Below are 24,414 nucleotides of genomic sequence, written 5' to 3'. Positions count from 1 at the left end.
CATGGGGTGGCTTATTCCTTGATGCTGGTGGCGACGAGCGGCAACTGCATGCCGCCATTCTGGATGCGCAGCAGCGGCGCAGGCATGCCGAACGCGGCAGTCGTGTTGATGACCGGCACGGCGCTGCGCTCCTGGGTGCGTTCCGCGCTGCTGTCGCTGCTGCTGCTGCTGCCGTTGCCTCCGGCATCGGCGGTCTGCTGCACCACCAGGGTCGAAGACAGCGTCAGCACCTGCGGCTGCGTGGTCGCCTGCGGCGGCAGCAGCGACGCCTGCACCTGGGTGACGACGTTTTGCACCGGCTGCGGCAGCGCCGTGGCAGGGGCCGGCGTATCGGGCACCACCACGGGCGCGCCGACGATGTTGGCAAACGCCTGCGACTGGCCGGTGATGGTGTAGTTGCCGAGATCGGCGCCGCCATAGCTGCTGGTCAGATTGACCGGCTTGCCGGTACCGGCAGTGGCGTCGGCGAACTGCCCGGTTGCAGCGAGCGTGACCACGTCCGTGCCCAGCCGGCCGGCCAGCGTGGCATTGCCGGTATTGACCGTTGCGGCAGTGGTGCCATCGAAGGCCTTGTTGTCGGCCGTGATCCCCGACACGACCAGGCTGGCCTTGTTGATGGTGGCGGTCAGGCTGGCCGGTTGCGCGAGTACATAGTTGCCGGCGTCGCTGCCGGAGAGGCGATAGCCGGACACGGTCACCGACTTGCTGGCACCCGCATCCTTGCTGGAAAATGCGCCGCTGCCGCCGGCGAGCGTAACATTGTCGCCGGCGACCAGGCCCGCATAGGCGACGTTGCTGCTGTCGAGCGTGGCGGCGGTGGTGGCATCGTAGGTCTTGTCGAGCGCGGTGATGCCGGTCAAGGCCAGTGCTTTCGGCGTGACCGTGTAGCGGCTGCCGGCCGTGTCCAGCACGTAGTTGCCGGCCAGGCCGCCGTTGTTGCTGGCGCCAAGAACCAGGCCCGCGGTGCTGGCCAGCGCTGCGCCGTCCTGGACGTTCTTGCTGGCGAGGTTGGCACTGTCGCCGGCACCGGTCACGGCAAACGTCTGGCCGTTGATGCCGGTTGCCGTCAGCGTACTGCCTGCCACGGCGGTCGTGCCGTCGTAGGTCTTGCTGCCGCTCAGGGTCACGCTGGCCTGCCGGATGGTGGCGGTCACGCCGGCTGGCTGCACCAGGTCATAGTTGCCGGCATCGTTACCGGCCAGGGTGTAGCCGGTCACGCTGACTGCCTTGCCGGCGCCGGCATTGGCGTCGGCAAACGTACCGACCCCGGTGCCGCTGACGGACACTGCATCGCCGCCCAGCGCCGCCACCGTGGCGTTACCGGTCAGCGTGGCGCCTGTGGTGGCGTCGTAGGTCTTGTCGGCAGCGCTCAGGCCACCGACCGCGAGGCTGGCCCTGGTGATGGCGGCGCTCAGCACGCCGGGCTGCGCCACCACGTAGTTGCCGGCATCGCTGCCAGCCAGGCCGAAGCCCGAAACGGTCACCGATTTATTGGCGCCCGCATCCTTGCTGCTGAAGGTGCCGGTGCCGCCGGCGAGCGTCACGTTGTCGCCGGCGACCAGGCCCGCGTACACGACGTTGCGGCTGTCGAGCGTGGCGGCGGTGGTGGCGTCGTAGGTCTTGTCGAGCGCGCTGATGCCGGTCAAGGCCAGTGCTTTCGGCGTGACGGCATAGCGGCTGCCGGCCGTGTCCAGTACATAGTTGCTGGCCAGGCCGCCGTTGCTGCTGGCGCCAAGAACCAGGCCGGTGGTGCTGGCCAGCGCTGCGCCGCCTTGCACGTTCTTGCTGGCCAGGTTGGAGCTGTCGCCAGCGCCGGTCACGGCAAACGTCTGGCCGTTGATGCCTGTCGCCGTCAGCGTGCCGCCTGCCACGGCCGTCGTGCCGTCGTAGATTTTGCTGCCGCTTAACGTCACGCTGGCCTGGCTGATGGTGGCGCTCAAGCCGTTCGGCTGCGACACCACGTAGTTGCCGGCGTCGCTGCCGCCCAGGCTGTAGCCGGACACGGTGACGGTCTTGTTGCTGCCGGCATCGGCGCTGGCAAACGTGCCGGTACCGCTGCCGGACAAGGTCACGCTGTCGCCGCCCACCAGGCCCGAGTAGCCGACGTTGCTCGTATCGAGGCTGGCTGCGGTGGTGGCGTCGTAGGTCTTGCCGAGGGCGGTGATGCCGTTCAGCGTCAGGCCTTTCGGCGTGACGGCCACGCTGCTGCCTGCCGTGCTCAGCACGTAGTTGCTGGCCAGGCCGCCGTTGCTGCTGGCACCCAGGGTCAGGCCGGTGGTGCTGGCCAGCGCGGTCCCGCTCTGGACGTTCTTGCTGAGCAGGTTGGACGCGTCGCCGGCGCCGGTGACCGCAAAGGTCTGGCCGGCGACGCCGGTCGCCGTCAGCGTGCTGCCCGCCATGGCGGTGGTGCCGTCGTAAATCTTGCTGCCGCTCACCGTGACGCTGGCGCGGCTGATGGTGGCGCTCAGGCCTGCCGGTTGCGAGACGACATAGTTGCCGGCGCTGCTGCCGCCGAGGCTGTAGCCGGACACGGTGACGGTCTTGTTGATGCCGGCATCGGCGCTGGCGAAGGTGCCGGTGCCGCTGCCGGCCAGCGTCACGCTGTCGCCAATGACCAGTCCCGCGTAGCTGATGTTGCTGGAATCGAGGCTGGCTGCCGTGGTGGCATCGTAGACCTTGTTGAAGGCGGTAATGCCGCTCAAGGTCAGGCCCTTCGGGGTCACGGCATAGCTGCTGCCCGCGGTGCCGAACACATAGTTGCTGGCCAGGCCGCCGTTGCTGCTGGCGCCCAGGGTCAGGCCGGTGGTGCTGGCCAGCGCTGCGCCGCCCTGCACATTCCTGCTGACCAGGTTGGAGACATCGCCCGCGCCGGTCACGGCAAAGGTCTGGCCGCCGACCCCGACCGCGGTAAGCGTGCTGCCCGCCACCGACGTGGTGCCGTCGTAGATCTTGCTGCCGACCAGCGACAGCGTCGCCTGGCTGATGGTGGCGCTCAAGCCGCTCGGCTGCACCAGGTTGTAGTTGCCGGCATCGAGGCCGGCGAGCGTGTAGCCGGAGACGGCGACGGCCTTGCCGGCGCCCGCATTGGGGTCGGCAAAGGCGCCGGTCCCGGTGCCGCCGACCGACACCAGGTCGCCGCCCAGCGCTGCCACCGTGGCCGTGCCGTTCAGCGTGGCGACGGTGGTGGCATCGTAAGCCCTGCTGGCGGCCGTCACACCGGTCACCACCAGGTTGGCCTTGCTGACGGTGGCCGTCAGGCCGGTCGGCTGCACCAGGTTGTAATTGCCGGCGTCGGCGCCGGCCAGCGTGTAGCCGGTGACGGTGACCTGCTGGTTGGCGCCCGCGTTCTTGCTGGCAAAGCTGGCGCTGCCGGAGCCGGTCAGCGCGACCGCGTCGCTGCCGAGCGGCGTGACCATGGCCGTGCCGCTCAGCGTGGCGCTGGTGGTGCCATCGTAGGTCTTGTTCGCAGCGGCGAGGTTGGCGACCACCAGGTCGGCTTTGGCGATGGTCGCGCTCAGGCCGACCGGTTGCGACAGCACGTAGTTGCCGGCGTCGCTGCCGCCCAGGCTGTAGCCGGACACGATGACTGCCTTGTTGGCGCCCGCGTTCTTCGATGCGAACGCGCCGCTGCCGCTGCCGGCGAGCGTCACGCTGTCGCCGCCGACCAGGCCCGCGTAGCCGACGCTGCCGGTATTGAGGGTGGCGGCGGTCGTGCCGTCATACACCTTGTCAAGTGCAGTGAGGCCGGTCAGCACGATGCCTTTCGGGGTGACCGCGTAGCTGCTGCCTGCCGTGCTCAGCACGTAGTTGCTGGCCAGACCGCCGTTGCTGCTGGCGCCCAGGCCGAGGCCGGCGATGCTGGCCAGCGCTGTACCGCTTTGCACGTTCTTGCTGACCAGGTTGGAGATGTCGCCCGTGCCCGTCACGGCAAACGTCTGGCCGCCGATCCCGACCGCGGTGAGCGTGCTGCCGGCCACCGCCGTCGTGCCATCGTAGGTCTTGCTGCCGTTTAAGGTCACGGCAGCCTGGTTGATGGTGGCGCTCACGCTGTTGGGCTGCACCAGGTTGTAGTTGCCGGCATCGGCGCCGGCCAGCGTATAGCCGGTCACCGTGACCGCCTTGCCGGCGCCGGCGTTGGCATCGGCGAAACTGCCGCTGCCGGTGCCGCCGATGGTGACCACATCGCTGGCCAAGGCGGTCACCGTGGGGGTGCCGGTCAGGGTCACGGCCGTGGTGCCGTCATAGGTCTTGCTGGCCGCAGCGATCCCGGTCGCCACGATGTCGGCCTTGCCGATGGTGCCGGTCAGGCCGGCCGGTTGGGTCAGCACATAGTTGCCCGCATCGGCGCCGCCGAGGCTGAAGCCCGAGAGGTTGACCGCCTTGCTGGCGCCCGCATTCTTGTTCACGAACGAGGCCGTGCCGCTGCCCGACAGCGACACGCTGTCGCCGGCGATCACGCCCGTGTAGCCGACGCCGCCGGTATTGAGTGTGGCAGCCGTGGTGGCGTCGTAGGTCTTGCTGTTGACGGTGAGACCGGTCAGCGTCAGCGGCTTCGCGGTCACGCTGTAGCTGCTGCCGGCCGTGGTCAGCGCATTGTAGTTGCTGGCCAGGCCGCCGTTGCTGCTGCTGCCCACGCCCAGGCCGGTGATGCTGGCCAGGGCTGCGCTGCCTTGCACGTTCTTGCTGGCCAGGTTGGAGACGTCGCCGGCGCCGGTGATCGCAAATGTCTGCCCGCTCACGCCGGTCGCCGTGAGGGTGCCGCCGGCAACGGCCGACGTGCCGTCGTAGGCCCGGGTGCCGGTCAGGACCAGGTTGGCCTTGGCGATGGCGGCAGTCACGCCGGTCGGCTGCGTGACCGTGTAGTTGTTCCTGTCGGTGCCGTTCAGGGTGTAGCCGGCCACCGTGACCGCCTGGCTGGCGCCGGCGTTGGCGCTGGCAAACGTTCCGACCCCGCTGGCAGCGTTGAGCGTGACGTTGTCGCCAGCGATGACACCGCCCGCGGCCAGCGTGGCGCCGCTCAGCGTCGCCGTGGTGTTGCCGTCGTAGGTCTTGCTGTTGGCGGAGACGTTGACCCCGAGCGCCTTGGCGGTGATGGTCCCGGTCGCGCTGCTCAGGCCATTGATGTAGTAGTTCTGGCCGTTACGGCTGATGGTGGTGCCGCCACCGGTGAAGTTCACGCCGGTGATGGTCACCGCCTTGTTGGTGCCGACATTTTTATCGCTGAACACGGCTGCGCTGTTGCTGGTATCGAGCGTCACGCCGGAGGGCAGGGAGGCCGGCGGCGTCAGCGTCAGGCTGGCGGCGGTCGTGCCGTTATAGACTTTCGACGCCACCGCGCCGGCCACGTTGACCGCCATGTAGGTGGTCAGCGAGCCGCTGCCGTCCATGTACGGCGTGTAGTCGACCGGCGTGTAGTTGTTGGCGTTGTAGTAGATGCTGGCCGTGCTGGCCGGATCGTAGAGGTAGATGTTGAACTGGCCGGGCGCCTCGAAAATCACGGTGCCGGTGCCCCTGGCCGTATTGTCGGACTTGATCACGACATTGGCCAGTCCATCCGCGTAGACGCCACCGATCGCATCCTGGGTGAAGCCGGGATAGGCCAGGTTGGGCGTGTATTTGAACACCACGTTGCGGTAGGCGCTCAGCGTGAGACTGGTGTTGCTGGTCCAGTTGAAACCCTGGTTGCCATTGGCGTAGTCGGTGCCGGTGCCGATCAGGTCCAGCACGATGATGTCGCCATTGCCGGCATTGCCGGTGCACAGGGTGCCGCTGCAGCTGGCCGTGGACGCCGTGGTCTTGATGGTGACGTTGCCGCTGTTGAGCGCATTGGTCAGCGCGCGGACATCGACATTGATGTTGGCGCTTGCCGGGCGCACGCTGCCGTTGCCGATCACGATATCGTCGGGATCGAGCAGCCATTCGCCCGACTTGCCGTGCGGCGCAGCCGTGCTGACTGTGGCGCCGGCGCTGATGCCGAGCTGCTGGCCCGAGGTCTCGACCTGTCCGCCATTGCCCGACACCGCGCCGCCGCGCGCGCTGATGCTGCCGTCGAAGCGGGTGGCATGGTCGGACCACACGGCCACGTTGCCGCCGTGGCCCGCCGTGATGGCGTCGGCGCGGATGGTGGCGCCCGTCTCGACGGTGCTGGCGTGGGCGTTCATTTCCGGCCCCGTGCCGAGGAAATTGCCGCCGATGAGCGCGCTGCCGCCGCCGCTGTCGCCCGAGACATCGATGGTGCTGCCCGCCGCCAGCCTGACGGCGCCGCCCAGCACCTTGACGGTGCCGCCCACGCCGCCGGCCTGGCTGGCCGACGCATCGAGCGTGCCGCTATTGCTGGCGGTGCCGGCACTGCCGGCACCGAGGATGATGGTGCCGCCCACCTGCGCGACGCTCTTGGCCTCGATGATGCCGGTGTTGTTGACCACGCTGGCCAGCACGGCATCCCTGGCGCCTGCCGACAGCCAGACCGCACCGCCGTCTGCCTTGACCAGGCCGCCGTTGTCCGCCAGGTTGTTCAGCGTGCCCTGGTTGACCTGCAACTGCACCAGGCTGTTGCCGGCGAACGACAGCGTGACATCGCTGCCGGCCCCCAGCGCCACGGCGCCCGATCCGGCATGGATGGCGCCCTGGTTGCGCACGGTGTTGCCGAGCAGGGCGACATAGCCACCGCGCGCCGTGCTGATCGTGCCCTGGTTGAGGATGCTGCCGGTGCCGGCGCCGCTGAATTGCCGCGTGGCGCTGTTGAGGCTGGCATCGCTGACATCGAGCGTCGAGGCCACCAGCCCGCCCACGTTGATCTGCGATCCGCTGCCGAACACGACCCCATTCGGGTTGACCAGGTACACCTGGCCGTTGGCGTTGAGCGCGCCGTAGAACTGGGTGGCGTTGTTGTCGCTGATGCGGTTGACCGCGATGGCGCTGGCCGAGGGCTGGACGAAGTTGACGGTCTCGCCGTTGGCGGTATTGAACGACTGCCAGTTCAGCGACAGGTTCTGGCTCGCTTGCGTGACCGTGGTGGTGGCGCCGTTCTGATTGATCGTGGCATTGCCGGCCGTGACCTGTCCACCGGTCGGCCCCGCCATGGCTGCGTGCGAGGCGGCCAGCAGCACGCTGGCCAGCAGGCGGCGATTGGCGGATTTGCCCCGGCCCCTGGCGCGCTCGTGCACGATCACCCAGGTTTGGTGCACATGGCTCCAGACGAGGCGATAGATTCTGTTCATGGAAGCATGCATGATGGTTTTTCCTGGTTGAGGTGCCTGAGCTGAATTGGCTTGGATTGCTTGAATTGTCCGGGTCGCCCGGTGGGCGACGCGCGGGTGGTTCAGGGCGCGGCGAATTTGCCGAGGTGTTCGGCCACACGCCGGTCGAGTTCCGGTTTCCATTGCGCCGGCATCACCCGGTCGACCAGCTGCTCGATCTTGTCGATTTCGGCCCGGTCGGCCTGACTGGTCGCGGTGGCTTTGGCAGCGCTGGTCCACATGTAAATTTTTGCCAGGTGTTCCGGCGTCAGCGCGCCGGTGGCCGGATCCGGTGCACTGTTGCCATACAAGATAGCAACCGGCAGATACGCCGGTGCATACCCTTCGGAGGCCGCATGTTCGAGCCACGACAATGCCGCGGCGGGATCGGCAGCGCCGCCTTCGCCCTGGCTCAGCATCAGGCCCAGGCGGTACTGCGCCACCAGCAGGCGGTGTTCCGCTGCCTGCTGGTACCAGGCGCGCGCAGCGGCCAGGTTCTGCGGGACGTCCTGGTCATCGCGGTAGTAGTCGGCCAGGCGCAGCATGGCCGGCGCCAGGCCGGCCTGGGCGGCCTGGGTGCACAGGGCCAGGCCATGGGCCACATCCTTGGCGACGACTTTGCCGCGTATCGACAGTTCGCCGGCTGAACAGAGTGCGTAGGCGATGCCCGATTCGGCGGCCTTCCGGTACCATGCGAGCGCAGCCTGGCCGTCGGCCGCCTGACCGGTGCCGCTGGCCAGGCAGTCGGCAAACGACTGTTGTGCGGCCGGGATATTGCCCTGCGCTGCCTTGCCATACCAGGCGCAGGCCGCCACCGGGTTGGCCGGGCGGCCCCATCCCTTTTGCTCGATCAGGCCGAGGCTGAATTGCGCCAGCGGATTGCGTGGCGCTGCACGCGCATACAGCCTGTAAGCGCGCGCATACTGTTGCGCAGCCAGGGCGCGGTCGGCAGGCTTGAGTTCTTCGGACAGATTGCGCGGTGCAGCACCTGCATGCAGGGTGACCGCCAGCAGGGCAGAGAAGGTGAGAGCGGCGGCGGTGCGCACGATAGTATTCCTGGTTAATTCATCGACGGTGGCAGACGTGTCGGCCTGCCACCGCAACTGGCGCACCCGGTGCGCCAGCAGTCAGTCTCAGTCTCTGCTTGGATAGAGACCGTTGGTGGCGGCGATGTAGTACGTCAGCGCCATGTACGGCGGCCGCGCATCGAACGCCACGCCGGTGCCGGGATACACGGCGTTGCCGGCTACAGTGGCCGTGCCGCCCACGACACTCTTGGTGTCGCCGGTCCAGGTCAGCACCAGCGGCGCACTGCTGGCTGGAACGTTGACCGCGACCGTGCCGCCGCTGATGGCACCGGGATTGAGCGAGGCGTCCGGCGCTGCAGCCGAATAGATATTGCCGGAACTGCTGGCGCTCTTGCCCAGATAGTTGCCCGATGGCGTGGCGGCACCCCCGCTGGTGTTGACGACATTGAGCTTCAGATTCGACACGGTGCCGGTCGCTGCCACGGCGGCGATGTTTGCGGTGCCGCTCAGCGTCGGCAGCGTCGTGGTGACCGTGACCTGGCCCAGGTTGACCGTGGCCGCATTGAGCGGCAAGCTGAACGCCGGCAGGTTGGCGCTGGTCAGCGCCACGCTGTTCTTGCCGCCGGTACCGCCGGTCGGGTAGGTCGCGCCGCCATCGGCAGCGACCATGAACTTGCCGCGCAGGTCCGGCAGCTTGAAGGTGGTCGTGCCAGTGCCGCCATACGTGGTGCCGATCAGCGCATACAGCGCCGTGTACTGATTGATCGATAATTCCTGCCCGGCCGCAAGCATGTACTGGTGATTGAAATTGCCGAATGTGTAAGGCACTGCCATCGCGCAGATGCTGGCCAGAACCGGCGTGTCGGTGCACGCAAAGCTGCTGGGACTGCAAGCTGCAGCAAGCAGGCCGGCGATTGCGGCAAGGCGGGTAGCGCGCTTCTTCGTTGAAAACTTCATTGTTTATCCCCTGGATGTGGTAATTAAATAGCGATGGAGTTTTCAATACTCTCCAAATCTATCGTTTCCTGTGGAATAGTTAATAGGCGGCCCACGATGATTTTGAATCCGCAAGGAAACTATTTCCCATGGTAACGGAAAATTTAACTTTTCGCGTTGATTATTTCACTAGGTGTCACATTTCAGCGTCATTCTGCGCCGTCGCAGAAAGTATCGAAAAAACAATTCAGATGATGTAAATAAAAATATTCCGTTTAACTGTTTTCGGTTGAGCGCTGCAATAATGGCTGGCACATGAATTAAGATTCATTTCTGCTGTCATTCGATATAGAAATTGGCCGCTGCAGATTATCTCTGCCTACGCGTAAATCAATTGATGCGGGATCGCTTGACGAGAAAAAAAGCGGGGCGCGGTGGGCGTTTCAGGTAACCGCACGGGCTCGGTAGAGGGTGGATTTTTTGCCGCACGGGCGGCGGCAAAGGGGCGTCGCGGCGTGCGAGGCTTGCCTCCGGTGGGTCCATGATGTTATGTTGATATATCTGGGAAAGTAACATTTTTCCTCTAACAACCATTTGCCGTCTTCCCACCATGCCTGTAAACAATCGCTCCAGCATCGTCTCATTCGCGTTGAAAACCCTTGCCGGCGCCGTTGCCAGTGCGGTGCTGATATCGGCTAACGCTGCTGGACTCGGCAAGCTGACCGTGCTGTCCGCGCTGGGCCAGCCGCTGCGCGCCGAAATCGAGGTCAGCGCCGTGACCGCCGAGGAGGCCGGCGGCCTGTCGGTCCGGCTGGCGTCGCAAGAGGCCTTCCGCACGGCCAATATCGACTTCAATCCCGCCTTGTCGGCGTTGCGTTTCGAGGTCGAGCAGCGCAACGGCCGGCCACTGGTACGCGTGTCATCGAGCCAGCCGCTCAACGAGCCGTTCGTCGACCTGCTGCTGGAACTGAACTGGAACGGTGGACGCATGGTGCGCGAATACACGTTCCTGCTCGATCCGCCGGAAATGCGCGCGGCCCGCTCGCCGCAGGTTGCCGCGCCGGTGGACCTGGGGCCTGCCCGCACGCCAACCACTACGGCAGCGGCTGCGCCTGCGGCACCTGCGGCCGCCCCGGCCGCGGCCAGGCCGCCTGCAGCCGGCGAAGCCGGCAAGGAGAAGGGCAAGGAGAAGGACAAGCCAGCGGTCGAGGAAGTCACCGTCAAGCGCGGCGACACCCTGACCGCCATCGCCAACCAGGTCAAGCCGGCAGACGTGTCGCTCGACGTGATGCTGGTGGCGCTGTACCGCGCCAATCCGGAAGCGTTCATGGGCAAGAATATGAACCGCCTCAAGTCCGGCCAGATCCTGGCCGTGCCCGACGCCGGCGCCATCCGCGCCGCCAACGCGGGCGAGGGCGATGCCGAGGCCAGCGCGCGTAGCGTGGTGGTGGCGCATGCGCGCGACTTCAACGCCTACCGCGCGCGCCTGGCGGGCCAGGTCGCCAACAGCACGCCAGCTGCCGACGCCGGCACCGGCCAGAATTCGTCGGGCAAGATCACTGCCAAGGTCGAGGAAAAGCCGAACGCGGTCAATGCCGCGCGCGACAAGCTCACCCTGTCCAAGGCCACGTCCGGCAAGCCCGGCGAGGGCAACACCGGCGCCGCCGTCGAAGACAAGATCGCCCGGCAAAAGCAGGTGGACGATGCGTCGTCGCGGGTCAAGGAACTGGAAAAAAACGTTACGGACCTTGAAAAGCTGATGGAAGTGAAAAGCAAGTCGGCCGCTACTGCGCCGGCCGAGACTGCTGCAGCGTCGGCCCCTGCGGCCAGCCCGCCCGCTGGCACGGCGCCCGCTGGCACGGCGCCCGCTGCCAGCGCGCCGGCTGCACCGGCGAAAATGGCGCCGGTCATTCCGCCGCGCAAGCTCGAAGAGCCGGGCCTGTTCGGCAAGCTGATGGCCAATTCGCAGATGGTGGGCTTGCTGGTTGCCGGCCTGCTGGTGGCCGTGGTGGCGGCGCTGGCCGCCGTGGCCGCGCGCCGCCGCCGCAAGTTCGTGGTGCCGCGCGACGACGCGGGCCCGGACGGTCTCGATGCAGCGCCGGCCTGGGATCCGGCGCCGGCGGCGCCAGCCGCTGCAGCTGCCGCTGCCGCTGCAGCCTCGCAGGCAGGCGATGAGCGCAGCGCCTTCGAAAGTCACCTCGATGCCCACCTCGATCCCCAGTTCGCGCCATCGGCCAGCCAGCTCGATAACAACGACGTCGATCCGGTGGCCGAAGCCGATGTGTACATCGCCTACGGCCGCGATACCCAGGCCGAGGAACTGCTCAAGGAAGCGCTGCGCACCCATCCCGAGCGCGACGCCGTGCGCCTGAAACTGCTCGAGATCTATGCCAACCGCCAGGATGCGCGCGCCTTCGAAACCCAGGCGTCGGAACTGTATGCGCTCACGCGCGGGCAGGGCGACGACTGGGCACAGGCTGCCCGCATGGGCCGCGAGCTCGAGCCCGGTAATCCGCTGTACGCCAGCGCCACGCCGGAAGGCGCGGACGGTTTCGGCGCTGCGCCGCTGGCCGCGACGGCTGGCGCAGTCGCTGCCGCCACCGCTGCCGCCGCCTACGCCGCGTATGATCACGACGATGGCGAACCCGGGGTTGCGGCAGCGGCTGCGCCAGGCGCCTACGACGCCGGTGTCGATGGCGAACGCGATGGCGGAATCGACCAGGACTTGCCGCCAGCGGCAGATGCCGCCATTTCGCCCGCTTCGATGGCTGCGCAATCCCACGAGGCCGATTTCGGATTGGGCGACCTGGACTTCGCAGCGCCAGAACAGGCCGCGCCGGCCTCGTCTGCCCCCGACCCTTACGCGCAAGACCCTTACGCGCAAGACCCGCTGGCCAAGGTGCCGGCCGATGCGGCACCGTTCCTGCAGGACGACGATTTCAACCTGTCGTATGACACGCCGGCGCCGGCGCCCGAGCCGGCGTACGACCCGAGCATGGACTTCACGCTCGATCTGCCGACCGACCCTGCCGCCCCGGCCAGCGCCGCGCCGGCACCGGACGCCAGCGCTGAAGCCACCCGCGTGCCGCTGGACTTCGATGCCGCCGACTTCACCATTCCGGACGTACCGGCACTGGCCGTGCCGCCGGCCGAACCGTCGCTCGGGGCCGAGCCGGCCGCCCCAGCACCGGCCGTGGCCGACAAGCAAGCGCCGCCCGAGTTCGACCTCTCCGGCATCGATTTCGATCTGAGCAGCGAGCCGACCCCGGCGCAGGCCGCCGATACGGCAGGTGCCGACACTGGCCGTGCCGATACTGGCCGTGCCGATGCCGACCGTGCCGATGCCGACCGTGCCGATGCCGGCCGCACCGAGACCGACCGTGCCGAGACCGACCGTGCCGAGACCGACCGTGCCGAGACTGGCCCTGCTGACACCGCCCGTGCCGAGACTGGCCGTGCCGAGACTGGCCGTGCCGAGACTGGCCGTGCCGAGCCCATGTCTGCGCTGCAGATGGAAATGGACACCAAGCTCGACCTCGCAGTGGCCTACCAGGAAATCGGCGACAAGGAAGGCGCGCGCGAGCTGCTCGACGAAGTGCTGCGCGGCGGCAGCGACGAGCAGGTCGCCAAGGCTACTGCGATGAAGGAAAAGCTGGGCTGATCGCGGCAGGCGCAGGCGCTATAATGGCCGATTCGGAAATTCAGATTGGGCAGCAATTGAAACGGATCGCAATCGGCCTGCAGTACGACGGCAGCGCCTGGCACGGCTACCAGAAGCAGGAAAGCGGCCGCACGGTGCAGGACCAGCTGGAACAGGCGCTGGAACGGTTTGCCCGGGTGCCGCTGGCCACCACCTGCGCCGGCCGCACCGATACCGGCGTCCATGCGCTGGAACAGGTCGTGCATTTCGATACCGATCTGAGCCGCGATACCCACGCCTGGCTGCGCGGCGTGAATGCCTTCCTGCCGCCGTCGATCGCGGTGCGCTGGGCCAGGGAGCTGCCCGGCGACCCGGGCGTCGATGATTTTTTTCACGCGCGCTTCAGCGCCCGCGCGCGCACCTATCACTACGTGCTGTACAACAATCCCACCCGTTCGCCATTGCTGGAAGGGCGCGCCGGTTTCTGCTTCCGTCCGCTCGACGTGGACCTGATGCAGCAGGCCGTGCAGCCGCTGCTGGGCTGGCACGACTTCACCGCATTCCGCGCAGCGCAGTGCCAGGCCAAGTCGCCGGTCAAGCTGATGCACGATATCCAAGTCAGGCGCCACGGCGAGCTGGTGGTGTTCACGATTACCGCCAACGCCTTCCTGCACCACATGGTGCGCAACCTGGTGGGCTCGCTGGTGTACATCGGCACCGGCCGCCAGCGGCCGGAATGGCTCGGCGAATTGCTCGCATCGAAGGACCGCCACGCAGCAGCGCCGACCTTCATGCCGGACGGCCTCTACCTGGCCAGGATCGATTACGACCCCAAGTGGGAGCTGCCGCTGGAAACCACCAGCCCCTTGCCCTGGTTTTGAGGGCTGCCGAGGACTATCATGCACCGTACCCGTATCAAGATCTGCGGCCTGACCCGCGTGGAAGACGTGCAGGCGGCAGTGGCGCTCGGCGCCGACGCCATCGGCTTCGTGTTCTATCCGAAAAGTCCGCGCTATGTCACGCCGCAGCAGGCCGCTGCGCTGATCGCAGCGGTGCCGCCGTTCGTCACCTGTACCGGCCTGTTCGTCAATGCTGCGCCGGACGAAGTGGCGGCAACGGTCAAGGTGGCGCCGGTCTCGCTGGTGCAGCTGCATGGCGACGAGACCATCGCGCAGTCGGCCGCGATCGCCACCGCCTGCGGACGCCAGTTCCTGCGCGTATTCCGGGTCAAGCCTGACACGGCGCCAGCCGATTTGCTAGAATACGAGCGTCTATGCCGTGCCGCCAGTCCCCTGTTTGCCAGCCTGTTGCTGGATACATATGTGGATGCCTATGGCGGCGCAGGAAAGGGTTTTGATTGGTCTCTCATTCCAAAAGAGCTCGCGCCTCGGGTCGTTTTGAGTGGTGGCTTGAGCGTACACAACGCCACTGACGCGGTGGTCGACGTACGTCCCTACGCGGTCGACATCAGCAGTGGTGTCGAAGCAGCGAAGGGGATCAAGGATGCCCGCAAGATCGCCGATTTCATCGCGGCGGTGCGGGCCGGAGATGACCAGTTCGACAGAGCTTCCTGAAAGCACACCATCATGCAAGACACCATCACGCCAGACACCAAGCAAGACTCCATCGACGGCGGCGCCGCTGCGCCCCTGTTCCACGCCACCGGTTACGATTTTCCCAACGCCACCGGCCACTTCGGCCCCTACGGCGGCGCGTTCGTGGCCGAAACCCTGACCTATGCGCTGGCCGAACTGAACGCCGCCTATGAGCGCTACAGCAAGGACCAGGACTTCCTGCAGGAATTCCGCTACGAGCTCAAGCACTTTGTCGGCCGGCCATCGCCGATCTACCACGCGCGGCGCTGGTCCGAGATCGCCGGCGGCGCGCAAATCTATTTCAAGCGCGAAGACCTGAACCACACGGGCGCCCACAAGATCAACAACGTGATCGGCCAGGCGCTGCTGGCGCGCCGCATGGGCAAGCGCCGCATCATCGCCGAGACCGGCGCCGGCCAGCACGGCGTGGCCACCGCCACCATCTGCGCCCGCTTCGGCCTCGAATGCGTGGTCTACATGGGCAGCGAGGACGTCAAGCGCCAGGCCCAGAACGTGTACCGGATGAAGCTGCTGGGCGCGACCGTGGTGCCGGTCGAATCGGGTTCCAAGACGCTCAAGGATGCGCTCAACGAAGCGATGCGCGACTGGGTCACCAATATCGAAAACACCTTTTACATCATCGGCACCGTGGCCGGCCCGCACCCGTACCCGATGCTGGTGCGCGACTTCCAGTCCGTGATCGGCGAGGAATGCCTGGTGCAGATGCCGGAAATGACGGGACGCCAGCCCGACGTGGTGACCGCCTGCATCGGCGGCGGTTCCAACGCCATGGGTATTTTCTACCCGTACATCGACCAGCAGCAGGTGCGCCTGGTGGGCGTGGAAGCGGCCGGGGAGGGGCTCGACGGCGTCAAGCATGCGGCCTCGCTGACCAAGGGCTATCCGGGCGTGTTGCACGGCAACCGCACCTATCTGCTGCAGGACGAGAACGGCCAGATCATCGAGACACACTCGGTCTCGGCCGGCCTCGACTATCCCGGCGTGGGGCCCGAGCACGCGCACCTGAAAGATATCGGCCGCGCGGAATACGTGTCGATCACGGACGAGGAAGCGCTGCAGGCATTCCACGACTGCTGCCACATCGAGGGCATCATCCCGGCGCTGGAGTCGGCCCATGCGCTCGCTTATGCAGTCAAGCTGGCAGCCACGCTGCCCAGGGACCAGATCATCCTGGCCAACCTGTCGGGCCGGGGCGACAAGGACATGCACACGGTGGCGGAGCGGATGGGGCTCAATTTCAGCTGAAGTCGACCTGAAACGATTGCCCCATTCCACCCCATAGAAAGCCTGCCATGTCCCGTATCGCTGCCACCTTTGCCGCTTTAAAAGCGCAACACAAGACCGCCCTGGTTACCTTCATCACCGCCGGCGACCCCGGCCCCGCGCTGACCGTGCCGCTGATGCACGCGCTGGTGGCCGGCGGCGCCGACATCATCGAACTCGGCGTGCCGTTTTCGGACCCGATGGCCGAAGGCCCGGTGATCCAGCGCGCCTGCGAGCGCGCGCTGGCGCACGGCGTCGGCATCCGCGACGTGTTCGATTACGTTGCCGAATTCCGCAAGACCGACCAGACCACGCCGGTGGTGCTGATGGGTTACGCCAACCCGATCGAGCGCATCGGCGCCCAGGCCTTCATCGCCCGGTCGCAGGCGGCAGGCGCCGACGGCGCCATCGTGGTCGATTATCCGCCCGAGGAGTGCGAGGAGTTCGCTGCCGCCATGCGCGCTGCCGACCTCGACCTGATCTTCCTGCTGGCGCCCACGTCCACCGAAGCGCGCATCCGCCAGGTGGCGCGCGTCGGTGGCGGCTTCAGCTATTACGTCTCGCTCAAGGGCGTGACCGGCGCCGGCAATATCGACACGGCAGACGTGGCCCAGCGCCTGGCCGCGATCCGCCAGCACGTGACGCTGCCGATCGGCGTCGGCTTCGGCATCCGCGACGGCGCCACCGCCCGCGCCGTGGCCGACGTGGCCGACGCCGTGGTGATCGGCAGCCGCATCATCCAGGAAATCGAACAGCATGGCGCGGACGGCGCCGTGGCCGCGGTGCAGACCTTCGTGGCCGGCATCCGCAGCGCGCTCGACGCCTGATGGTCCGTTCGACCGCCCGCTTCGCTGGCGGTCGAACGGTTGGGTATTTCCCTCTAAAGCGCCATTGCATGCATGACGAAAGTTCAAAATTAATGTATTGCAATGTTCGACACGGTCGCCAGAAACGGCTACACTGCCGCCACGAGTAAGCTGCAAGGAGAAATAATGAGTTGGCTGGAAAAACTGCTGCCCCCGCGCATACAGCGTACCGACGTCGCCGCGCGCAAGACCATGCCCGAAGGGCTGTGGGTCAAGTGCCCGTCGTGCGAGTCGGTCCTGTACCGTACCGATCTGGAATCGAACCTGCACGTGTGCCCCAAGTGCGACCACCACATGCGCATCCGCGCGCGCGAACGGCTCGACAGCCTGCTCGACGCTGGCGGCCGCTACGAAATCGGCATGGACACGCTGCCGGTCGATACCCTGAAGTTCAAGGACAGCAAGAAGTATCCTGACCGTCTCAAGCAGGCCATGGAAGCCACCGGCGAAACCGATGCGATGGTGGTCATGGGCGGCGCCATCCTCAGCATGCCGGTCGTGGTGGCGTGTTTCGAATTCGAATTCATGGGCGGCTCGATGGGCTCGGTCGTCGGCGAGCGCTTCGTGCGCGGCGCCCAGGCTGCACTGGAACAGAAAGTGCCGTTCATCTGCATTACCGCCACCGGCGGCGCCCGCATGCAGGAAGGCTTGCTGTCGCTGATGCAGATGGCCAAGACCACCTCGATGCTGACCAGGCTGTCCGAGAAAAAGCTGCCTTTCATCAGCGTGCTGACCGACCCGACCATGGGCGGCGTCTCGGCCTCGTTCGCCTTCATGGGCGACGTGGTGATGGCCGAACCGAAAGCGTTGATCGGCTTTGCCGGCCCGCGCGTGATCGAGAACACCGTGCGCGAAAAACTGCCGGAAGGCTTCCAGCGGTCCGAGTTCCTGGTGACCAAGGGCGCGATCGACATGATCGTCGACCGCCGCAAGATGCGCGAAGAAATCGCCCGCCTGCTCGCCTTGTTACAAAATCAACCTGCAGAAGTTATCGCCTAAAGGGACCTCGCCAACCGCCGCGAGCGCTTCGTTATCGTCGGGAGTAGCGCAAGCGTACGCATGTACGCTGAGCAACGCAGCGGCGATAGCGGATCGCGCAGCAGGTTGGCGAGGTTCCCACCACGCGGCGCGCATTCGGATATGATCCGGTCTGCGCGCCGTTTCCCATTTTGAGTCCCACCATGTCCAATCTCCCCACCACCTTGCCCGCCTGGCTTGCGCTGCTCGAGTCGCGCCATGCGGAAACCGTCATCAACATGGGCCTCGACCGGGTGCTCGCCGTCAAGCAGCGCCTGCAGCTGGCATTTTCGTGCCCGGTGATCATGGTCGCCGGCACCAACGGCAAGGGCTCGACCTGCGCCATGCTCGAGTCGATACTGCTGCGCGCCGGTTACAAGGTGGGGCTGTACATCAAGCCGCATTTCCTCGACTTTAACGAGCGCGCCCGCGTCAACGGCGAGCTGGCCAGCGACGCTGCGCTGGTCGAGGCCTTCAATGCGGTCGAGGCCGCGCGCGGCGACACCGTGCTCACGTATTTCGAATTCACCACGCTGGCCATCATGCGCCTGCTGGCAGGCGCCGGCATGGACGTGGTGATCCTGGAAGTGGGACTGGGCGGGCGGCTCGATGCGGTCAACATCGTCGATGCCGACGTCGCCATCGTCACCAGCGTCGATATCGACCATACCGACTACCTCGGCGATACGCGCGAAGCGATCGGTTTCGAAAAAGCCGGCATCTTCCGTGCCGGCAAAGTGGCGATCTGTTCGGACCCGGTGCCGCCGCAAACGCTGATCGACCACGCCGAGGCCATTGGCGCCGACCTGTGGCTGATGGGCCGCGACTTCAATTACGCCGGCGACAAGCAGCAGTGGAACTACGGCGGGCGCGGGCAGCGCCGCAACGCGCTGGCGTACCCGAGCCTGCGCGGCGCCAACCAGATCCTCAACGCCTGCGCTGCGCTGGCCGCGCTCGAAGCGCTGCGCATCGAACTGCCGGTGGGCGCGCAGGAAGTGCGCACCGGCCTGGTGACGGTCGAGTTGCCGGGCCGCTTCCAGGTACTGCCCGGCCGCCCGACCGTGATCCTCGATGTCGCCCACAATCCGCATGCGGCCTCGGCGCTAAACCAGAACCTCGGCAACATGGGCTTCCACCCGTACACCTATGCCGTGTTCGGCTCCATGCAGGACAAGGATATCGATGGCGTGATTGCCGCCATGGCCGAGCATGTCGATCACTGGTGCCTGGCCACGCTGCCATCGCCGCGCTCGGCCACGGCGTCGGAACTGGCGGCCAAGGTGCAGATCGTGCAGCCGGACCGGGCCGAACGCACGATCACCATCTTCGACGATCCGGCGGCGGCGTACGCAAATGCGGTCAGCCGGGCCGGCGAGAATGATAGAATTGTGGTCTTTGGATCTTTCCTCACCGTTGCCGGCGTCATGGCAGCGCGAAAATCCGCATTCCATTGAACACACAGGACTGAAATCACGCATGGGCTTGTTCTCGAAATTCGGCAAAAACAAGCAAGCATCCGCGCAGGACAGCGGCTATTACACCAGTGCCGATGACCAGGCCGCACTGGAGCGCGCCCGTTCCAAGCGCGCCTCGTCCAACAACGACGGACCGCGCCGCCGCACGCGCGACCGCGAAGCGGACGATCCCATCCTGCCCGAGAAAAAACGTGCGCGCCGGCGCCTGGTCGGTGCCATTGCGCTGGCGCTGGCCGTCGCCATCGGCCTGCCGATGGTGCTCGATTCCGAGCCCAAGCCGCTGGCGTCCGACATCGACATCAAGATTCCGTCCAAGGACCGCCCGGCCGATGCCGCGCGCACCGACCGCAAGCCGGTGCCGATTCCGGACAGCGACACCCTCGACAGCCGCGAGGAAATCGTCGACGACGTCAAGCCTGATGGCAAGCCCGACGCCAGGTCTGCCGCTGCAACCGCCGCAGCCAAGCCCGCAACCCGGCCCGACAGCGGCCTGTCGGCGCAGGCCCAGGCCCATTCCGATGAGCTCGACCGTTCGGTAGCCGCCAGCGAAGCGCGCGCCAAGGCCGAAGCCGATGCCCGCAACAAGCAGGAAGCCGACCGCCGCGCCGAACTCGAGCGCAGGCGCGATGCCGAGCGCAAGCTCGCTGACGCCAAGGCGGAAGCCCGGGCCGATGCCGAAGCCAAGGCTCGCCTGAAAGCCAGGGAAGACGCCAAGGCCAGGGCGGATGCCGAGCGCAAGCTGGTGGACGCCCGCGCGGCGGAAGCGAAAGCCGCCGCCAAGCCCGCCGCCGACAGCAAGCAGGCGCAGGACGCCCGCGCGCTGGCCATTCTCGAAGGTAAGCCGACCAAGCCGGCCAATGCCGCCAACGTGACGCCGGACGCCGGCCAGAAATTCGTGCTGCAGGTGGCCGCGCTCAGCGACCAGACCAAGGTCAGCGAGCTGCGTGAGCGCCTGAAACAGGCCGGCATCAGCTCGTACACGCAGAAAGCGCCGTCGGGCGAGGTGACGCGCGTGCGCGTGGGCCCGTTCGGCAGCAAGGAAGAGGCGGAAAAAGTGCGCGCCAAGCTGCAGAGCATGGGCCTGGCCGGCCGCCTGGAAACGGTCTGATCGGCCAATTCGCCTGATTTTCCGAGCCGGCTGCCGTGACCATCTTCGACTACCTGGTGATTTTCGTGCTGGCGGCGTCCGTGGTCATCAGCATGGTGCGCGGCCTGGTCAGGGAAGTGCTGTCGCTGGCGGGCTGGGTAGTGGCCTTCGTGGTGGCCAATGCCTACGCGGCGCACCTGGCGCTGTTGCTGCCGGCAGCGGTGCCGGGCGAGGTGCTGCGGCTGATCCTGGCGTTCGTTGCGCTGTTCATCGGCGCCCGGATACTAATGGGCTTGCTGTCCATGGTGCTGGGCGCCTTGCTCGATGCCGGTGGCCTGAGCCTGTTCGATCGCCTGCTCGGCGCCGTGTTCGGTCTCGGGCGGGGCCTTGTTATCGTGCTGGCCGCCGTCATCTTGGGTGGCATGACGGCATTGCCGCAGGAACCGCTGTGGAAGGATGCGCTGCTGAGCCCGTATTGCGAACTGGGCGCGCGCATGGTCAAGGACTACCTTCCCGCTGCGATGTCGCAGCATGTGAATTTTTGAAGTTAAGTGTTTTGAAATAGCGTCTTAATCTGCTAGTCCAGTCCAGGAGTCTCAACATGTGTGGCATCGTCGGCGTCGTCTCCCATCAACCTGTCAACCAACTGCTGTATGACGCACTGCTGCTGCTGCAGCACCGCGGCCAGGATGCGGCCGGTATCGCAACCAATCACAGCAGCATGTTCGCGATGCACAAGGCGAACGGCCTGGTGCGCGACGTGTTCCGTACCCGGAATATGCGTACGCTGCAGGGCAACTCGGGCATCGGCCACTGCCGTTATCCGACCGCCGGTTCGTCGAGCGAGGAAGAGGCGCAGCCGTTCTACGTCAATGCGCCGTTCGGCATCACGCTGGCCCACAACGGCAACCTGACCAACTGGGAACAGCTCAAGGAAGAGATGTTCAAGAACGACCGCCGCCACATCAACACCGATTCCGACTCGGAAGTGCTACTGAACGTGCTGGCCCACGAAATCCAGAAAGCCACGGTCGATATCTCGATCGATGCCGAAACCATCTTCCAGGCCGTGACCGTCCTGATGCGCCGCGTGCGCGGCGGCTATGCGGCTGTGGCGCAGATCGCCGGTGTCGGCCTGCTGGCCTTCCGCGATCCGTTCGGCATCCGTCCGCTGTGCCTGGGCATCAATGAAACCGAGCAGGGCAACGAATACCTGATCGCGTCCGAGTCGGTGGCGCTCGAAGGCATGGGCTTCCGCTTCGTGCGCGACATCGCGCCCGGCGAAGCGGTGTTCATCGACAACGACAAGCAGCTGCACAGCCGCGTGTGCGCCGACCATCCGTCGCTGAACCCGTGCGTGTTCGAATTCGTCTACCTGGCCCGTCCCGACTCCGTGATCGACGGCGCCTCGGTCTATAACACGCGCCTGAAAATGGGCGAATACCTGGCCGAAAAAATCCAGCGCCAGGGCCTGGCCGACGACATCGACGTGGTGATGCCGATTCCTGACTCGTCGCGTCCGGCAGCGATCCAGCTGGCGCTGGCGCTGGGCAAGGAGTACCGCGAAGGCTTCATCAAGAACCGCTATATCGGCCGCACCTTCATCATGCCGGGCCAGGCGGCGCGCAAGAAATCGGTGCGCCAGAAGCTCAACGCGATTCCGGACGAGTTCAAGGATAAAGTGGTGCTGCTGGTGGACGACTCCATCGTGCGCGGCACCACCAGCCGCGAAATCGTGCAGATGGCGCGCGACTCCGGCGCCAAGAAGGTGATCTTCGCCTCGGCCGCGCCGCCGGTGATCTTCCCGAACGTGTACGGCATCGACATGCCCACCCGGGACGAGCTGATCGCCCACGGCCGCACGGTCGAGGAAGTGTGCCGCGAAATCACGGCCGACGCCCTGGTGTACCAGGACATCGACGCCCTGAAACGCGCGATCTCGGACGTCAACCCGGCGCTGACCAACTTCGAGGCCTCGTGCTTCGACGGTGTCTACATCACCGGCGACGTCAGCCGCGAATACCTGGACAAGCTCGAAGATGCGCGCAACAACCCGACCAAGGCCAAGCCGCCCGAAGACGCGGCCCGTTCGCAGCTGAATCTGAACCTGGCCACCAACGAGGCCTGAGCGCATGAGCGACCAGAAAAGCTACGGCTTCACCACCACCATCGTGCACAACGACCGCCGCAAGGGCATCGAGCACGGCTCGCTGCACAAGCCGGTCCACACGTCGGTAGCGTTCGGCTATGCCGATGCGCGCCAGCTGGCGTCGGTGTTCCAGGGCAAGGAGCCGGGTTTCCGCTACGGCCGCCAGGGCAACCCGACCATCGCTGCGCTCGAGGACAAGGTGAACCAGATGGAGCAGGGCGTGGGCACGATCTGCTTCGCCACCGGCATGGGCGCGATCGGTGCCGTGTTCCAGGCGCTGCTGCGCGCCGGCGACCACGTGGTGTCGTCGTCTTTCCTGTTCGGTAACACCAACAGCCTGTGGCAGACCACGATGGCGCAGGGCGTGGGCGTGTCGTTCGTCGATGCCACCGATGTCGCCAACGTCGCGGCCGCCATCACCGACCAGACCCGCGTGGTGTTCGTGGAAACCATCGCCAACCCGCGCACCCAGGTAGCCGATCTCCGGCGCATCGGCGAACTGTGCCAGGCGCGCGGCATCCTGTACGTGGTGGACAACACCATGACCACGCCGTATTTGTTCCGTCCGAAGTCGGTCGGCGCCGGGCTGGTGGTCAATGCGCTGACCAAGTCGATCGGCGGCCACGGCAATGCGCTCGGCGGCAGCGTCACCGACACCGGCGCCTACGAGTGGACCCGCTTTCCGAATATCTACGAGAACTACAAGAAGGCCCAGCCGCAGCAATGGGGGCTGGCGCAACTGCGCGCCAAGGCGCTGCGCGACTTCGGCGCCTCGCTGGCGCCGGAAGCGGCGCACCACATTGCCGTCGGCGCCGAGACGCTGGCGCTGCGCATGGAGCGCACCAGCAGCAACGCGCTGGCGCTGGCGCAGCTGCTCGAAGGGGATGAGCGGGTGGCGGCCGTGTACTACCCGGGCCTGGCCTCGCACCCGCAGCATGGCACCAGCAGCGCGCTGTTCCGCGCCCACGGCTCGCTGCTGAGCTTTGAACTGCAGGACGGCATCGACTGCTTCGACTTCCTCAACCGCCTGACGCTGGCCATTCCCGCCTCCAACCTCGGCGACACGCGCACGCTGATCATCCCGGTGGCGCACACGATCTTTTACGAGATGGGCGCCGAACGGCGGGCGTCGATGGGGATCGCCGAGTCGCTGATCCGGGTCTCGGTCGGCATCGAGGACGAAGCCGACCTGCTGGAAGACTTCCGCTGCGCGCTGGCGGGTAGCTGATTCAACTGGATCCCCGCCTGCGCGGGGATGACGGATCTGCGTGACGTGACGGACCCGGCGCCGGGGTGACGGTTTCTGGCCCGTCGGCTCTGGCGGTTACACCGCCGACCGGCGCGACGTCATCCCCGCGCAGGCGGGGATCCAATTGGTTGTTAGTGCCAGGTGCGCATCAAGCCTACCGCCAGCCCTTCCAGGGCAAATTCGTCAGCCTCCGGGTCGACCTTGATGATCTTGAAGTCGGGGTTTTCCGGCAGCAGTTCCACCAGCGAGCCGGTCTTGCGGTAGCGCTTGACCGTCACCTCGTTGCCGATGCGGGCCACGACGATCTGGCCGTTCTTGGCGCTGTCGATCTTTTTGACGGCCAGGAGGTCGCCATCCATGATGCCGGCATCGCGCATCGATTCGCCGCGCACCTTGAGCAGGTAGTCGGGCTTGGCCGAGAACATGGCCGGATCGACGCTGTAGTTGGTTTCCAGATTTTCCTGCGCCAGCATCGGCGAACCGGCAGCCACGCGGCCGATCAGCGGCAGCGACATCATCAGCGCAGCCGGCACCTTCGGTGCGGCCGGTTCGGCGTGCGCGCCGAGCAGGCGGATGCCGCGCGAGGTGCCGGCCGCGATTTCGATCGCCCCCTTGCGTGCCAGCGCCTGCAGGTGTTCTTCGGCAGCGTTGGCGGACTTGAAGCCCAGTTCGTTGGCGATCTCGGCGCGGGTCGGTGGAAAACCGGTGTTTTCGATGGCGTCCTTGATCAGATTGAGAATTTGTTCCTGGCGTGCGGTGAGCTTGATCATGGGCGTAAGCGGTGAAAGGGTGGACTGGATCAACCAAGTAGGCTGTAGATATAGACAGTCTGTATTTTTGTACAGTATGC

General features: G+C 66.3%; 15 protein-coding genes. 11 read left to right on the top strand and 4 right to left on the bottom strand.

Going from position 1 to position 24,414, the window contains the following annotated elements; genetic code table 11:
• Window positions 1-11: 11 nt before the first annotated feature.
• The 3 genes from ASF61_RS13805 to ASF61_RS13795 all read right to left on the bottom strand — a co-directional run bounded on the left by ASF61_RS13805 (window position 12) and on the right by ASF61_RS13795 (window position 9,100).
• Window positions 12-7,220, bottom strand: coding sequence for a YDG domain-containing protein (locus ASF61_RS13805; RefSeq protein WP_162242001.1), 7,209 nt, complete (start codon window positions 7,218-7,220; stop codon window positions 12-14).
• A gap of 101 nt (window positions 7,221-7,321) precedes the next feature.
• A complete protein-coding gene (locus tag ASF61_RS13800) occupies window positions 7,322-8,284 on the bottom strand; it encodes a tetratricopeptide repeat protein (RefSeq protein ID WP_056156770.1) in 963 nt (320 codons plus the stop codon).
• A gap of 87 nt (window positions 8,285-8,371) precedes the next feature.
• Window positions 8,372-9,100 (bottom strand): phage tail protein, encoded by a 729-nt coding sequence (locus ASF61_RS13795; RefSeq protein ID WP_082491752.1) that lies wholly within the window; start codon window positions 9,098-9,100, stop codon window positions 8,372-8,374.
• Between the two features lie 751 nt (window positions 9,101-9,851).
• Between ASF61_RS13795 and ASF61_RS13790 the strand changes: the two genes are divergently transcribed.
• The 11 genes from ASF61_RS13790 to ASF61_RS13740 all read left to right on the top strand — a co-directional run bounded on the left by ASF61_RS13790 (window position 9,852) and on the right by ASF61_RS13740 (window position 23,543).
• The gene (locus tag ASF61_RS13790; protein WP_304438302.1) at window positions 9,852-12,863 is read left to right on the top strand and encodes a FimV/HubP family polar landmark protein; all 3,012 of its coding nucleotides are present in this window, start codon (window positions 9,852-9,854) and stop codon (window positions 12,861-12,863) included.
• Window positions 12,864-12,919: 56 nt separating this feature from the next.
• Complete coding sequence (gene truA / locus ASF61_RS13785) at window positions 12,920-13,723, top strand: tRNA pseudouridine(38-40) synthase TruA (RefSeq protein ID WP_056158112.1); 804 nt, start codon at window positions 12,920-12,922, stop codon at window positions 13,721-13,723.
• A gap of 18 nt (window positions 13,724-13,741) precedes the next feature.
• Window positions 13,742-14,416, top strand: coding sequence for a phosphoribosylanthranilate isomerase (locus ASF61_RS13780; protein ID WP_056156768.1), 675 nt, complete (start codon window positions 13,742-13,744; stop codon window positions 14,414-14,416).
• Between the two features lie 12 nt (window positions 14,417-14,428).
• Window positions 14,429-15,703 carry a tryptophan synthase subunit beta gene (gene trpB, locus ASF61_RS13775; protein ID WP_056156766.1) on the top strand — a complete coding sequence of 425 codons (1,275 nt, stop codon included), beginning with the start codon at window positions 14,429-14,431 and terminating at the stop codon, window positions 15,701-15,703.
• 47 nt (window positions 15,704-15,750) lie between these two features.
• Window positions 15,751-16,548, top strand: coding sequence for a tryptophan synthase subunit alpha (gene trpA / locus ASF61_RS13770; protein WP_056156764.1), 798 nt, complete (start codon window positions 15,751-15,753; stop codon window positions 16,546-16,548).
• A gap of 165 nt (window positions 16,549-16,713) precedes the next feature.
• On the top strand, window positions 16,714-17,586 hold the full coding sequence (gene accD / locus ASF61_RS13765; RefSeq protein ID WP_056156762.1) for an acetyl-CoA carboxylase, carboxyltransferase subunit beta: 873 nt from the start codon (window positions 16,714-16,716) through the stop codon (window positions 17,584-17,586).
• A 182-nt stretch (window positions 17,587-17,768) separates the two neighbouring features.
• The gene (gene folC, locus ASF61_RS13760) at window positions 17,769-19,058 is read left to right on the top strand and encodes a bifunctional tetrahydrofolate synthase/dihydrofolate synthase (RefSeq protein WP_056156760.1); all 1,290 of its coding nucleotides are present in this window, start codon (window positions 17,769-17,771) and stop codon (window positions 19,056-19,058) included.
• 22 nt (window positions 19,059-19,080) lie between these two features.
• Complete coding sequence (locus ASF61_RS13755; RefSeq protein ID WP_056156758.1) at window positions 19,081-20,187, top strand: SPOR domain-containing protein; 1,107 nt, start codon at window positions 19,081-19,083, stop codon at window positions 20,185-20,187.
• Between the two features lie 35 nt (window positions 20,188-20,222).
• A complete protein-coding gene (locus ASF61_RS13750) occupies window positions 20,223-20,711 on the top strand; it encodes a CvpA family protein (RefSeq protein WP_056156756.1) in 489 nt (162 codons plus the stop codon).
• Window positions 20,712-20,767: 56 nt separating this feature from the next.
• Window positions 20,768-22,294, top strand: coding sequence for an amidophosphoribosyltransferase (gene purF, locus ASF61_RS13745; RefSeq protein WP_056156753.1), 1,527 nt, complete (start codon window positions 20,768-20,770; stop codon window positions 22,292-22,294).
• A 4-nt stretch (window positions 22,295-22,298) separates the two neighbouring features.
• A complete protein-coding gene (locus ASF61_RS13740) occupies window positions 22,299-23,543 on the top strand; it encodes a cystathionine gamma-synthase family protein (protein WP_056156751.1) in 1,245 nt (414 codons plus the stop codon).
• Between the two features lie 152 nt (window positions 23,544-23,695).
• Here the strand turns inward: ASF61_RS13740 and lexA are convergent, their stop codons facing one another.
• Window positions 23,696-24,334, bottom strand: a complete 639-nt coding sequence (lexA, locus tag ASF61_RS13735; protein WP_056156749.1) for a transcriptional repressor LexA — start codon at window positions 24,332-24,334, stop codon at window positions 23,696-23,698.
• Between the last annotated feature and the right edge of the window lie 80 nt (window positions 24,335-24,414).

Origin of the sequence: Duganella sp. Leaf126 (assembly GCF_001423125.1) — a bacterium.
Taxonomy (GTDB): domain Bacteria; phylum Pseudomonadota; class Gammaproteobacteria; order Burkholderiales; family Burkholderiaceae_D; genus Rugamonas.
Note: the sequence above shows the minus strand (reverse complement) of the source record. Positions and strands in the feature narration are given on the sequence as shown.